The sequence below is a fragment of the Streptomyces sp. NPDC058295 genome, assembly GCF_042880655.1.
Taxonomy (GTDB): domain Bacteria; phylum Actinomycetota; class Actinomycetes; order Streptomycetales; family Streptomycetaceae; genus Streptomyces; species Streptomyces coriariae.
Genome location: NZ_JBHVYO010000026.1, coordinates 46,992 through 58,799, shown reverse-complemented (window position 1 = coordinate 58,799; position 11,808 = coordinate 46,992). Strand labels below are relative to the sequence as shown.

Here is an 11,808-nt window from a genome sequence, read left to right as displayed (position 1 = left end):
GTGAATCTTTCACCCTCACGAGTGACGCTGTTCGACATGGCGGCCATATGTGCGAACCGGCCTCTACGGTGAGCGCGTGACTGATCGTTCAGTGAGCAACCAACAGCCGGGCGACTCCTCCTGGACCCGTCGTGGCTTCCTGGGCACCGCGGCCGCCGCCCTGGCCGGCGTGCCTCTCCTGGTGGCCGCCGATCCGGCCGTCGCGGCGCAGGAGCTGCCGGACTTCCCCCCGGACGTGCCCCTCTCCCGTACGGCGTACCGCAACTGGGACGGCGAGATCACCGTGACCGGCCTGTGGGCCTGCGCGCCCGAGGACCCCGCCCGGGCGGTGGAGGTCGTCAACTGGGCCTGGCGGCACGGCTGGACGGTCCGGCCCCGGGGCGCCTCGCACGGCTGGTCGCCGCTGACCGTCCCGGAGGCACTGCCCGCGGACGCGCCGGTCCTGCTCGTCGACACCGCCGCGCACCTGACCGGACTGGCCCTGGAGTCGGCCGACGAGGTGCGGGCCGGGGCGGGGGTCACCCTGGAGGTCCTGCTCACCTACCTCGAAGGGCACGGTCTCGGCGTCACCGCCGCGCCGGCCCCCGGCGATCTCACCCTGGGCGGCGCCCTCGCCGTCGACGCGCACGGCACCGCCGTACCGGCACGGGGCGAGCAACGGCTGCCCGGACAGACGTACGGCTCGCTCAGCAACCGCGTGCTCTCCCTGACGGCCGTGGTGTGGGACGCGGACCGCGGCGCCTACGCCCTGCGGACGTACCGCCGTGACGAGGCGGACTGCGCGGCGCTGCTCACCCATCTCGGGCGGTCGCTGGTCACCGAGGTGGTGCTGCGGGTGGGGGCGAACAGCAACCTGCGGTGCGTGAGCCGCACGGACATCCCGGCGAAGGAGCTGTTCGCGGCGCCGGGCACGGACGGACGGAGTCTGGCGGACTTCCTGGAGGCCGAGGGACGGGTCGAGGCGATCTGGTTCGCGTTCACCGAGTTCCCCTGGCTCAAGGTGTGGTCCGTCGAACCGGGCAGGCCGCTCACCTCACGGCGCGTGACGTCGCCGTACAACTACCCGTTCTCCGACAACGTCCCGACGCCGGTGGCGGACCTGGCCGGGCGGATGGTCTCGGACGCGGCCTGGTATCTGGCGCCGGTGCTCGGCAACGCCCAGCTCGACGTGGCCGCGCTCGGCCTCGTGGCGACCCTGTCGGCGGACATCTGGGGGCCGTCGAAGAACACCCTGCTGTACATCAGGCCGACCACCCTGCGGGTGCACGCCAACGGGTACGCGGTCCTGACCGGCCGGGACCAGGTCCAGCGTGTCGTCTCCGAGTTCACCTCCTTCTACCGGGAGCGGCTGACCGCGTACGCCGCCCTGGGCCGCTTCCCCGTCAACGGGTCGGTGGAGATCCGGGTGACCGGTCTCGACGATCCGGCGGAGGCCGGACTCACCGGTGCCCGGGCACCGTCGCTCTCCGCGCTGCGGCCCGACCCGGACCACCCCGAGTGGGACACGGCCGTGTGGCTGGACGTGCTGACGCTGCCGGGGACGCCGTACGCCGCGGCGTTCTACCGTGAGCTGGAGCGCTTCCTCCTCTCGACGTACGACGGCACGCACGCCCGCACCCGGGTGGAGTGGTCGAAGGGCTGGGCTTACACGGACGAGGCCGCGTGGAGCGACGCGGAGGTGCTCGGAACGGCGGTGCCCGAGTCCTTCGGCGGCGCCTGGGACCAGGCGGCGGCCGTGCTGGAACGGCTGGACCCGCACCGGGTGTTCCGCGCGCCCCTGCACGGGCGGCTGTTCCCCTAGGGACGGTCAGGGGCGGTCAGGGCCTGTCAGGGACTGTCCAGATGGGCCTGCACCGTCGGCCCGTACCGGTCCACGATGTGCTCGATCGGCGCGGCCCTGAGCTCGCTCCCGCGGGCGATGCCGAACATCACGCCCAGGCCGAGCACGGTGGCGACGGCCAGTTCGGCGCGGATCCCCGGGTCGGGGCCGGTGAGGCGGGTGGCCAGGCGTTCGGTGACCTGGGTGCGGAAGTTGGCGCGCAGGACGTCGCCGTGGTCGCCGTGCAGGGGCGCGAACGCGATGCGCAGTACGGGGTCGGCGCCGCGCTCGCGCTGACTCGCCACCACGTGCCGGACCATGTGCGGGCCCAGCTCCGCCAGCGGGGCGTCGAGCAGGGCGTCGGCGTCCTCCTCGAAGGACATCACCCGGGCGAACAGGGCGTCCTTGTTGCCGAAGTACTTCAGGACCAGTGGCGCGCTCACCCCGGCGCGTTCCGCGACGGCCTTGAGGGTGATGTCGGCGTGCGCCTGGCGGGCGAGGAGGTACCGGGCGGCGCGCAGGATCGCCGCCTTGGTCGCCTCGGCGTCGCGCCGGGCGGGGGCCGGCGGGTGGGTCGCGGCGGAGGCGTCGGATGGAGTGCTCACGGCATTCATGCTCCCTCCAACGCCCCGTCGCCGACGGAGCGGGTACGGCCACGGACCCGCTGCGTGTCGTCCGGTCCGGCGTCGCCGGGGATGGTGAGCGCCACCGCGCACGCGGCCAGGGCCACCGCGCCCGCGACGCCGAACGCCAGCAGATAGCCGTGCAGGGTCGGCACCGGTACCCCGCCGACGAGGCCGGTGTGATGCACGAGGACGGCGGCGACGGCGGCGCTGGAGGTGGCCTGGCCGATGGTGCGCATCAGCACGTTGAAGCCGTTCGCCGAGGCGGTCTGCCCGGGCGGGACGGCGCGCAGGATCAGCGAGGGCAGCGCCGAGTACGCGAGGGTGGTGCCGGTCGCCACGACGGTCGCCCCGACCATGATCATCCACAGGTCGCGGCTGTCGGCGATACGCAGGGCGTACCCGGAGGCGATGACGGCGGCACCGACGGCGAGGGTGATCCGCGGCCCGCGTCTGTCGGAGATACGGGCGGAGAGCGGCGAGAACAGCAGCATGGTGATGCCGCCGGGCAGCAGGCAGAGGCCCGTCTGGACGATGGACAGCCCGAGCCCGTACCCGCTGGCCTCGGGCGCCTGCACCAACTGGGCGGTCACCAGGGAGTTGGCGTAGAAGGCGAAGCCGGTCAGGAGCGCCGCCACATGGGACAGGCCCACCCTCGGCCGGGACACCAACCGCAGGTCCACCAGTGGCTGTTCGGCACGCAGCTGGTGCCACCACCACAGGCCGAGGACGATCACGGCGGTGAGGAACAGCCCCACGACCCGGGCGCTCCCCCAGCCCCACTGGCCGCCCTGGGACACGGCGAGGAGCAGGCTGATCAGCCCGGCGGCCAGCCCGAGCGCCCCCGTCACGTCGAACCGGCCGGGCTCGCGCACGGGCGACTCCGGCACCGCCCACCGGATCAGCGCGACCCCGGTAGCGCCCAGCGCGGCGGTCACCCAGAACATCACGTGCCAGTTGGCGTACTGCACGACCACGGCCGCCGCCGGCAGCCCGAGCGCGGCGCCGACACCCACGGTGGAGCTCATCAGCGCCACGGCGGATCCCCGGCGTCGCGGCGGCAGTTCGTCGCGCAGGATGCTGATCGACAGCGGAACGACGGAGGACGCGGCGCCCTGGAGGGTCCGGGCCGCGATCAGCACCCCGATGTCGGAGGTCAGGGCGCAGACGACCGAGCCGGCGGCCATCAGGCCGAACGAGACGAGCAGCACCCGCCGCTTGCCGTACATGTCCCCGGCGCGGCCGAGGACGGGAGTGAGGACCGCGCCGGACAGCAGCGAGGCGGTCACCATCCAGGAGACCGCGCCCGGCGAGGCGCCGGTCAGCCGGGGCAGGTCGGGCAGCAGCGGGACGACGACGGTCTGCATGACCGCCATGAGGATGCCGCAGTACGCCAGGACCGGGATGGTGAGCCGGGCCCGCAGACCGGCCGTTTCCTCGGCCGGGGCGGGTGTCGGAGCGGGCGACGCCATGGACACTCCAGCGGCCTGAAGGAAACGAAAAGGGGTGAATGGCAATTCACCGTATCAGTGAATTGCCATTCACCCCATCCGTCCGTGCCGCCGCGGCCGCCTCCCGGCTACTTTCGCGAGGTCAGCGCCCTGGCATGCGCGCCGCGCGCCAGCTTCGGCCCCAGCCAGCGCTTGAACCGGCGCAGGGCCCCCAGCTGCCCGGCGGCCCGGTCGAGCCGGTAGTACAGCTGGGGCGGGACATAGGGCAGCAGGGGTGAGTGGCGCTGGCCGAGCAGCGCGAACATCTGCTCCGGGGGGAGGTGGATGTAGCGGGTGAGGTTCTCGTACCACTGGGCGCTGTAGCGGGCGGCGCTCTGCAGCGACAGCAGGGCGGACTTGCGCTCCTGTTCGTAGCGGGCGAGGGCCGTCGGCAGGTCCGCGCTCTCCCGCAGGGCGTCGGCGAGGGCGATGGCGTCCTCCAGGGCGAGGGTGGTGCCGGCGCCGATCGAGTAGTGGGTGGTGTGGGCGGCGTCGCCGAGGAGGACCAGGTTGCCGCGGTACCAGCGGCGGTTGGTGAGGGTGCGGAAGGTCAGCCACTGGGTGCTGCCGTCGGCGGCGGCGCGGCCGATCAGGGGCCGCCCGTCGAGGATGTGCGCGAAGAGCTTCTCGAGCCGGGCCAGTCCGTCGCCCTCGCTCGCCCGGTCGAGGCCGAGTCCGGCCAGTGTCCCGGGGGCGCACTCGATGACGCAGGTGCTCTGCTCGGAGCTGAAGGGGTAGCCGTAGCACCAGATCCAGCCGTGCTCGGTCTCCACGAACGCGAAGGTGAAGGAGTCGAACACCTTGGTGGTGCCGAGCCAGATGTAGGAGTTGCGCCCCGGGGTGAGTTCGGCGCCGAAGTCGCCGGCGTGGTGCGTGCGCAGGGCGCTGTGGACGCCGTCGCCGGCCACGACGAGATCGGCGTCCGGCAGGTTCTCGGCGGTGATCCCGCTCTCGTACTCCAGCCGCACGCCGAGGGCGCGGGCGCGGGCGGCGAGGATCTCCAGCAGTTTGTGCCGGCCGATGCCGTGCCCCTCGTCGCCCGGCTGACGGGTCGCCAGGTCCCGTACGTGGGCGACGCCCTCGTTCCAGCGGACGGACTCCGCCTCGATCGCGCTCGCCGACTCGGGGTCGCAGACACGGAGTCGGTCGAGGAGGGCCTGCCAGTAGGTGACGCCCCAGCCGTAGGTCGAGCCCTCCGGGTCGCGCTCGTGGACGGTGACGTCGTGGGACGGATCCTGCCGCTTGAGCAGGATCGACAGATACAGGCCGGCGGGCCCGCCGCCGACACAGGCGACCTTCACGCACACTCCCAGGAGTTACCAGACGTGGTTGATTGACGACGCAGGGTAGCAGGGCTCGACACCCGTGCCGGGACGCCCCACCTGCCCGATCACGCCACTTTCCCCACGTGGGCCACACCACCGCGCAGGGGTCGGCGCGCGAAAGATCACCGGAACCGGTGCATTCACGGAAAGGAATTGCCCCTTCCGCCCGGTCTGATCCACTGTCCGCAACAAGATCATCTTCGTTCAAGATTGCACGACATGTAATTGATTGTCCTGATCACAGCCAACCCCTCTCGGGCGATTTCTCCCTTTCTCCCCCAGGTCGATAGGCATACGGGGTCGTCAACCGAACGCATCCCAGGAGGTCCCGCATGCCGGAACTCAGCCGTCGTCGCGCACTCACCGCGGCGGCCGCCGTCACCGGTGCCGCGCTGGTCGCCGTCCCCACCGCCCGGGCGGACGAGCATCACCACGACCCGCACGGCTCCCCCGATTCCTTCGACGAGGTCTACAAGGGGCGCCGAATACAGGGCCGGCCCACCGACGGCGGCGGCCATCACCACGGCGGCGGCTACGGCGTGTTCGTCGACGGGGTCGAGCTGCACGTGATGCGCAACGCCGACGGGACCTGGATCAGCGTGGTCAGCCACTACGACCCGGTGCCCACCCCGCGGGCCGCCGCCCGCGCCGCGGTCGACGAGCTCCAGGGCGCGCGCCTCGTCCCGTTCCCCGCCGGCTGACCGGCCGACCGCCCCCCTTTCGCGCCCACTTGGAGCACCGCACATGACCGTCCGCAAGAACCAGGCGTCCCTGACCTCCGACGAGAAGCGGCGCTTCGTCGCCGCCGTCCTCCAGCTCAAGCGCAGCGGCCGTTACGACGCCTTCGTCACCACGCACAACGGGTTCATCGTCGGTGACACCGACAACGGCGAGCGCACCGGCCACCGTTCCCCCTCCTTCCTGCCGTGGCACCGCAGATTCCTGCTGGAGTTCGAGCGGGCACTCCAGTCGGTGGACGCCTCGGTGGCCCTGCCGTACTGGGACTGGTCCACCGACCGTTCACCGCGTTCCTCGCTGTGGGCGCCGGACTTCCTCGGCGGCAGCGGACGCAGCCGGGACGGCCGGGTGATGGACGGTCCGTTCGCCGCCTCGGCCGGCAACTGGGCCGTCAACGTCAGGGTGGACGGCCGCACCTACCTCCGGCGCGCGCTGGGATCGGGCGTCGACGAGCTGCCGACCCGGGCCGAGGTCGAGTCGGTGCTGTCGATGGCGACCTACGACATGGCCCCCTGGAACAGCGGCTCCGACGGCTTCCGCAACCATCTGGAGGGCTGGCGCGGGGTCAATCTGCACAACCGGGTCCATGTGTGGGTCGGCGGGCAGATGGCGACCGGGGTCTCCCCCAACGACCCGGTGTTCTGGCTGCACCACGCCTACATCGACAAGCTGTGGGCCCGGTGGCAGCGCCGGCACCCCGGGTCCGCGTACCTTCCCGGCGGCGGCACGCCGGACGTCGTCGACCTCCACGAGACGATGAAGCCGTGGAACGACACCACCCCGGCGGACCTTCTCGATCACACCGCCCACTACACCTTCGACACCGACTGACCGTCACCCACCGGTTTGCCCGGCGGGCCACGGGTACCCGCGACGGACACTCAGCGACGAGACGAAGCACCAGGACGAAGGAGGAGACGATCGTGTCGCAGGTCGAGGAATCCATCGAGGTCGGCGTGCCCGTGCACACGGCCTACGACCAGTGGACGCAGTTCGAGACGTTCCCGGCGTTCATGAGCGGGGTGGACCGCATCGAGCAGCGCACCGACACGCTCACCCACTGGGTGACCAGCGTGAACGGCGTGCACCGGGAGTTCGACGCGGAGATCACCGAGCAGATCCCGGACGAACGGGTCGCCTGGACCACGGTCTCCGGCGAGGCCCGGCAGGCCGGAGTGGTGACCTTCCACCGGCTGGACGACAGCCACACCAAGGTGATGCTCCAGATGGAGTTCCAGCCGGAGGGCGTCACCGAGACCGTCGGCGACAAGCTGGGCTTCGTGAAGCGGCAGACCAAGGGTGACCTGGAGCGCTTCAAGAAGTTCATCGAGGAGCGCGGTCTGGAGACCGGAGGCTGGCGCGGCGTCGTGCTGTGACCGGCGCGCCGCTCAGCCCGCGTCGGCGTCCGCCGTACGGCACTCCGGGTGCCCCCAGCCCTGCGCGTTCTTGGCGATCTGCTCGCCTGCCGCGTACGGGCGGCCGCACACACAGCGGCCGGGGAACTTGGCCTTGAGCGTGCGGGACGCCGAACCACCGCTCCGTCGGGGGGACTTGCCCCCGGCGGAGCGTTCGGTTTTCGCGGACTTCCCCTTCGGGGTGTCCGGCGAGGCCGGCGGCTCCGGGGAGCCCTGCTCGCTGCCGGCCGGCTGCTGGACGATGGCCGCCTGGCTGGCGGCGCGGTCGGCGAAGTCGTTGAGCGGGTCGCCGTCGACCTGGTGGGCGGGCACATAGCGGAAGTCGACCGAGCGGCCGTCGAGCAGTTCGTCGATGCGGACGACGAGCTCCTGGTTGGCCACCGGCTTCCCGGCGGACGTCTTCCAGCCGTTGCGCTTCCAGCCCGGCAGCCAGGTGGTGACGGCCTTCATGGCGTACTGCGAGTCCATCCGGACCTCGAGCGGCACCGCCGGGTCGGTCGAGGCCAGCAGGCGTTCCAGCGCGGTGAGTTCGGCGATGTTGTTGGTCGCCCGGCCGAGCGGTCCCGCCTCCCAGCGGGCCGGCGTCTCCGCATCGTCCGCGACCACCCACGCCCAGGCCGCAGGTCCCGGATTCCCCTTCGAAGCGCCGTCGCACGCGGCCACCAGTCGTTCACGCATGCGCCCGATCATGCCACGGCCGCGCCGGCGCCCGGCCGGGCGGCTAGGACACCTCCGTGGTCTGCGGCATGTCGCCCGCGGTGGTGGTGACGTCGATCACGGAGAAACTCGCGCCCTGCGGGTCGCTGATCGCCGCGAACCGTCCGAACGGGGTGTCCATCGGGCCGAAGCGCAGGACTCCGCCGGCCTTGGTGGCCCTGGCCACGGCGTCGTCGCAGTTGTCGACCGTGAAGTACACGTTGACGTAGGACGGCACCTCGGGCGGGAACTCGTCCGTCATCTTCATGCGGCCGAGGACCATGTCGCCGTCGACCTCGAACAGCCGGAAGTCGACCGCGTCGTCCTGGAGCTGCTTCGCCGTGTACGGGAACACGGCCGGGAGGAACGCGTCCGTCTTCTCGGGTTCGCGGGTGAAGACCTCGGCCCAGCAGTACGCGCCGGGCTGCTCGGGCGGCGCCTCGAAGCCCTCGTGGACGCCCGCCTGCCAGACGCCGAACACGGCGCCTCCGGGCTCGCGGCCCAGGCACATCGTGCCGAAGTCACCGACCCGCATCGGGTCCATCAGCACCTCGCCGCCGTTCTCACGGATCTTGCCCGCGGTGACCGCGGCGTCCGGGGAGGCGAAGTACAGGCACCACTGCGACTGGCCCTCCTGGCCGGGCATCGGCGGGACGACGGCGGCGACCGCCTTGCCGTTCGCGTAGGCCTGCGTGTAGTTGCCGTACTCCGACGACGCGTCGCCGAAGGTCCAGCCGAGGACCTCGCCGTAGAAGGTCTTGGCGCCCTCCACGTCACTGAACATCGCGTCGGCCCAACAAGGGATGCCCTCTGGACGTACGACCATGACCGCAGCCTTCCGGTGAGACGGGTTGTCCGGTTCCTCACGCTAGCCATCCGGCCGTCCGCTCGCGCGCCGGACACACGGGTAACAGTGATGTGACCCCTGAGCGCTCCGGCGCGCGGGAGCACACGGGGGAAGCGGTTGCGCACTCCAGGCGCCTTCCACCCCATCAGGCAGGTTTGCACCCTCCGGGCCATGAAACCGCCCCCTTCACGCCGTACCCGTCCGTCACTCAGGGTGTTTGGCTGATGCAAGCGGATCTTCCGTACCGAGCCTGCCGAACGGTCCGCCCGTCTCCGCGCACCTTCCTGGAGGGAATGTGTCCACACCGGACAGCGCCACCGGTCCAGCCCTGGACGAACCCGCCCCCGAACCCACCCCCGAAGCGCAGCTCACCAGTCTCAGCACCCAGGCGGCCCGCCAGCTCGCCACGACCCACAAGTCCGAACCGCAGATGCAGGGCATCAGCTCGCGCTGGCTGCTGCGGATGCTGCCCTGGGTGGACGTCAAGGGCGGCACCTACCGAGTCAACCGGCGTCTCCAGCTGCGCGTCGGCCGGGGCCGGGTGCAGTTCGAGCAGAACGGCGGGAACGACGTACGGGTCATCCCGCAGACCCTCACCGAGCTGCCCGTGCTGCGCGGCTACTCCGACAACGGAACCCTAGCGGAGCTCTCCTCCCGCTTCCAGACGCGGGAGGTCCGGGCCGGTCAGGTCGTCTTCGAGGCCGGCCAGCCGGTCACCGAGACGTATCTCGTGGTGCACGGCAGGTTCACCCGCTTCACCGCCGGCAAGTACGGCGAGGAGGAGATCGTCGGGGTCGTCTCCGGCGGCGACCAGCTCGGCGACGAGGCCCTCGGGCAGGACGACCCGCTGTGGCTGAGCTCGGTGCGCGCCGAGACCTCGGGCGTGCTGCTGGCCCTGCCCTGGGAAGACCTGCGGGAGTTCGTCGGACGGGTGCCGTCCCTCGCCGCCCATCTGGAGGCCTACGCCGCCCGGCAGCAGCTGCCGATGAACCGCAAGGGCGAGGCCGAAGTGCCGGTGCAGGCCGGCCACACCGGGGAGCCGACCCTGTCGGCGGGCTTCGTCGACTACGAACTCTCGCCCCGCGAGTACGAGTTGTCGCTGACCCAGACCGTGCTGAAGGTCCACACCCGGGTCGCCGACCTCTACAACAACCCGATGAACCAGACCGAGCAGCAGCTGCGCCTGACCGTGGAGGAGATCCGCGAGCGGCAGGAGTGGGAGCTGGTGAACAACCGGGACTTCGGTCTGCTGCACAACGCCGACCACTCCCAGCGTGTCAGCACGTTCGCCGGACCGCCGACCCCGGACGACATGGACGACCTGCTGTCGATGCGGCGCAAGACCAAGCTGTTCCTCGCCCATCCCAAGGCGATCTCGGCGTTCTTCCGGCAGTGCAACCGGCGCGGTCTGGTGCCCGGCACGGCCACCGTCGAAGGACACGAGATCCCGGCCTGGCGCGGGGTGCCGATCTTCCCCTGCAACAAGATCCCGATCAGCCCGCAGCACACCAGCAGCATCATCGCGCTGCGCACCGGCGAGGCCGACCAGGGAGTCGTCGGCCTGTACCAGACGGGCCTCCCGGAGGAGTTCCAACCCGGCCTGAACGTACGGTTCATGGGGATCGACGCCAACTCGATCATCCGCTACCTGGTGACGGCCTACTACTCGATGGCCGTCCTGGTGCCGGACGCCGCCGGGGTCCTGGAGAACGTCCAGGTCGGCCGGACGGCCGAGTGACGGCGGGGAGTTCGCGATGAGCACACCCACGAGCACCGGGAGTGCGCTGCCCGGCCCGCCGAACCTCGCCCGCAGCATGCGGGCCCGGCGCGGCGGGGCGGTCCCCGGTCTGCGGTACCGGGAGGTGGAGCCCGCCGACCCGGAGAAGGCCGCGGAGATCGACCGCAGACTGGAGGAGTGGGCCCGGGGCCTGGACCTGTTTCCGGTGGCGTGGAACGGGGACTTCGCGGGCTTCCAGTTCGGCCGCGCCGTGGTGCTCCAGCATCCGCGCGCGCTCGACCTGGAGCGCCTCACCGTGGCCGGCAAGCTGCTGCTGGCCGAGAACATCGTCGACAACTGCTACTGCGAGGAGGACGAGGACAAGGGCGGCTCGCGCAGCGGACTGGGCGGCCGGCTGATCATCGCCCAGTCGGCGCTCGACCCCTACCACGGCCCGCCCGACCTCCAGGAGGAGTGGGCGCGCGGGGTGCAGGCCGACGGTCCGCTGCGCTCGTACCACTGGGCGCTGAAGGACTACGCGGCCCTGGCCACCCCCAGCCAGACCGACCGGTTCGTGCACGACATCGCGCGGCTGCACCTGGGCTACCTCGGCGAGGCGGCCTGGGGCGAGACCCGGTACGTGCCACGGACCTGGGAGTACCTGGCGATGCGGCAGTTCAACAACTTCCGGCCGTGTCTGTCGATCGTCGACGCGGTGGACGGCTACGAACTGCCCGAGCAGCTCTACGCCCGCCCGGAGATCCAGCGGGTCACCGCGCTGGCCTGCAACGCCACCACGATCGTCAACGACCTGTACTCCTTCACCAAGGAGCTGGCGTCCGATCCCACCCACCTCAACCTGCCGCAGGTCGTGGCCGCCAACGACCGCCGTGGTCTCAAGGCCGCCTATCTGAAGTCGGTCGAGATCCACAACCAGATCATGGAGGCGTTCGAGGAGGAGTCCGTCCTGCTCGCCGCCACCTCGCCGCTCGTCGAGCGCTATCTCCAGGGTCTGTCGGACTGGGTGGCCGGCAACCACGAGTGGCACGCCACCAACACCCACCGCTACCACCTGCCCGACTACTGGTGACTGCCCCCTTCCTGACATGCCGTCATGCACAGCACCATGAGGAGCCAC

General features: G+C 71.3%; 11 protein-coding genes. 6 read left to right on the top strand and 5 right to left on the bottom strand.

Features of this window, described 5'->3' with window-relative positions; genetic code table 11:
• The first annotated feature begins 76 nt into the window (after positions 1-76).
• The gene (locus tag ACFVYS_RS26340; protein ID WP_389505798.1) at positions 77-1,801 is read left to right on the top strand and encodes a cholesterol oxidase substrate-binding domain-containing protein; all 1,725 of its coding nucleotides are present in this window, start codon (positions 77-79) and stop codon (positions 1,799-1,801) included.
• A gap of 26 nt (positions 1,802-1,827) precedes the next feature.
• Here ACFVYS_RS26340 and ACFVYS_RS26335 read toward each other — a convergent pair whose 3' ends face one another.
• The 3 genes from ACFVYS_RS26335 to ACFVYS_RS26325 all read right to left on the bottom strand — a co-directional run bounded on the left by ACFVYS_RS26335 (position 1,828) and on the right by ACFVYS_RS26325 (position 5,239).
• Complete coding sequence (locus ACFVYS_RS26335; RefSeq protein WP_389505796.1) at positions 1,828-2,433, bottom strand: TetR family transcriptional regulator; 606 nt, start codon at positions 2,431-2,433, stop codon at positions 1,828-1,830.
• The gene (locus tag ACFVYS_RS26330; protein WP_389505795.1) at positions 2,430-3,914 is read right to left on the bottom strand and encodes an MFS transporter; all 1,485 of its coding nucleotides are present in this window, start codon (positions 3,912-3,914) and stop codon (positions 2,430-2,432) included. The genes ACFVYS_RS26335 and ACFVYS_RS26330 overlap by 4 nt, the downstream gene beginning before the upstream one ends.
• Positions 3,915-4,021: 107 nt before the next feature.
• Positions 4,022-5,239: an FAD-dependent monooxygenase gene (locus ACFVYS_RS26325; protein WP_389505793.1), complete on the bottom strand. Its 1,218-nt coding sequence runs from the start codon at positions 5,237-5,239 to the stop codon at positions 4,022-4,024.
• Positions 5,240-5,589: 350 nt separating this feature from the next.
• Here ACFVYS_RS26325 and ACFVYS_RS26320 point away from each other — a divergent pair, with 350 nt between their 5' ends.
• The 3 genes from ACFVYS_RS26320 to ACFVYS_RS26310 all read left to right on the top strand — a co-directional run bounded on the left by ACFVYS_RS26320 (position 5,590) and on the right by ACFVYS_RS26310 (position 7,371).
• Positions 5,590-5,958, top strand: coding sequence for a tyrosinase cofactor (locus ACFVYS_RS26320; RefSeq protein ID WP_389505792.1), 369 nt, complete (start codon positions 5,590-5,592; stop codon positions 5,956-5,958).
• Between the two features lie 43 nt (positions 5,959-6,001).
• Positions 6,002-6,826, top strand: a complete 825-nt coding sequence (locus ACFVYS_RS26315; protein ID WP_389505790.1) for a tyrosinase family protein — start codon at positions 6,002-6,004, stop codon at positions 6,824-6,826.
• Between the two features lie 92 nt (positions 6,827-6,918).
• The gene (locus tag ACFVYS_RS26310; protein ID WP_389505789.1) at positions 6,919-7,371 is read left to right on the top strand and encodes an SRPBCC family protein; all 453 of its coding nucleotides are present in this window, start codon (positions 6,919-6,921) and stop codon (positions 7,369-7,371) included.
• A 12-nt stretch (positions 7,372-7,383) separates the two neighbouring features.
• Here ACFVYS_RS26310 and ACFVYS_RS26305 read toward each other — a convergent pair whose 3' ends face one another.
• Together ACFVYS_RS26305 and ACFVYS_RS26300 are read right to left on the bottom strand one after the other, a co-directional pair.
• Positions 7,384-8,100, bottom strand: coding sequence for a ribonuclease H (locus tag ACFVYS_RS26305; protein WP_389505787.1), 717 nt, complete (start codon positions 8,098-8,100; stop codon positions 7,384-7,386).
• 31 nt (positions 8,101-8,131) lie between these two features.
• On the bottom strand, positions 8,132-8,932 hold the full coding sequence (locus ACFVYS_RS26300; protein ID WP_389505785.1) for a VOC family protein: 801 nt from the start codon (positions 8,930-8,932) through the stop codon (positions 8,132-8,134).
• Between the two features lie 316 nt (positions 8,933-9,248).
• Between ACFVYS_RS26300 and ACFVYS_RS26295 the strand changes: the two genes are divergently transcribed.
• Together ACFVYS_RS26295 and ACFVYS_RS26290 are read left to right on the top strand one after the other, a co-directional pair.
• Positions 9,249-10,691: a family 2B encapsulin nanocompartment shell protein gene (locus ACFVYS_RS26295; RefSeq protein ID WP_389505783.1), complete on the top strand. Its 1,443-nt coding sequence runs from the start codon at positions 9,249-9,251 to the stop codon at positions 10,689-10,691.
• Positions 10,692-10,707: 16 nt separating this feature from the next.
• Positions 10,708-11,760: a family 2 encapsulin nanocompartment cargo protein terpene cyclase gene (locus tag ACFVYS_RS26290; RefSeq protein ID WP_389505781.1), complete on the top strand. Its 1,053-nt coding sequence runs from the start codon at positions 10,708-10,710 to the stop codon at positions 11,758-11,760.
• Positions 11,761-11,808: the final 48 nt, after the last annotated feature.

What these genes read in the sequence shown, in the direction of transcription:
- ACFVYS_RS26305 (WP_389505787.1), bottom strand. Translation starts at nt 8,100, where the DNA reads ATGATCGGGCGCATGCGTGAACGACTGGTGGCCGCGTGCGACGGCGCT.
- ACFVYS_RS26320 (WP_389505792.1), top strand. Translation starts at nt 5,590, where the DNA reads ATGCCGGAACTCAGCCGTCGTCGCGCACTCACCGCGGCGGCCGCCGTC.
- ACFVYS_RS26330 (WP_389505795.1), bottom strand. Translation starts at nt 3,914, where the DNA reads ATGGCGTCGCCCGCTCCGACACCCGCCCCGGCCGAGGAAACGGCCGGT.
- ACFVYS_RS26290 (WP_389505781.1), top strand. Translation starts at nt 10,708, where the DNA reads ATGAGCACACCCACGAGCACCGGGAGTGCGCTGCCCGGCCCGCCGAAC.
- ACFVYS_RS26315 (WP_389505790.1), top strand. Translation starts at nt 6,002, where the DNA reads ATGACCGTCCGCAAGAACCAGGCGTCCCTGACCTCCGACGAGAAGCGG.
- ACFVYS_RS26300 (WP_389505785.1), bottom strand. Translation starts at nt 8,932, where the DNA reads ATGGTCGTACGTCCAGAGGGCATCCCTTGTTGGGCCGACGCGATGTTC.
- ACFVYS_RS26335 (WP_389505796.1), bottom strand. Translation starts at nt 2,433, where the DNA reads ATGAATGCCGTGAGCACTCCATCCGACGCCTCCGCCGCGACCCACCCG.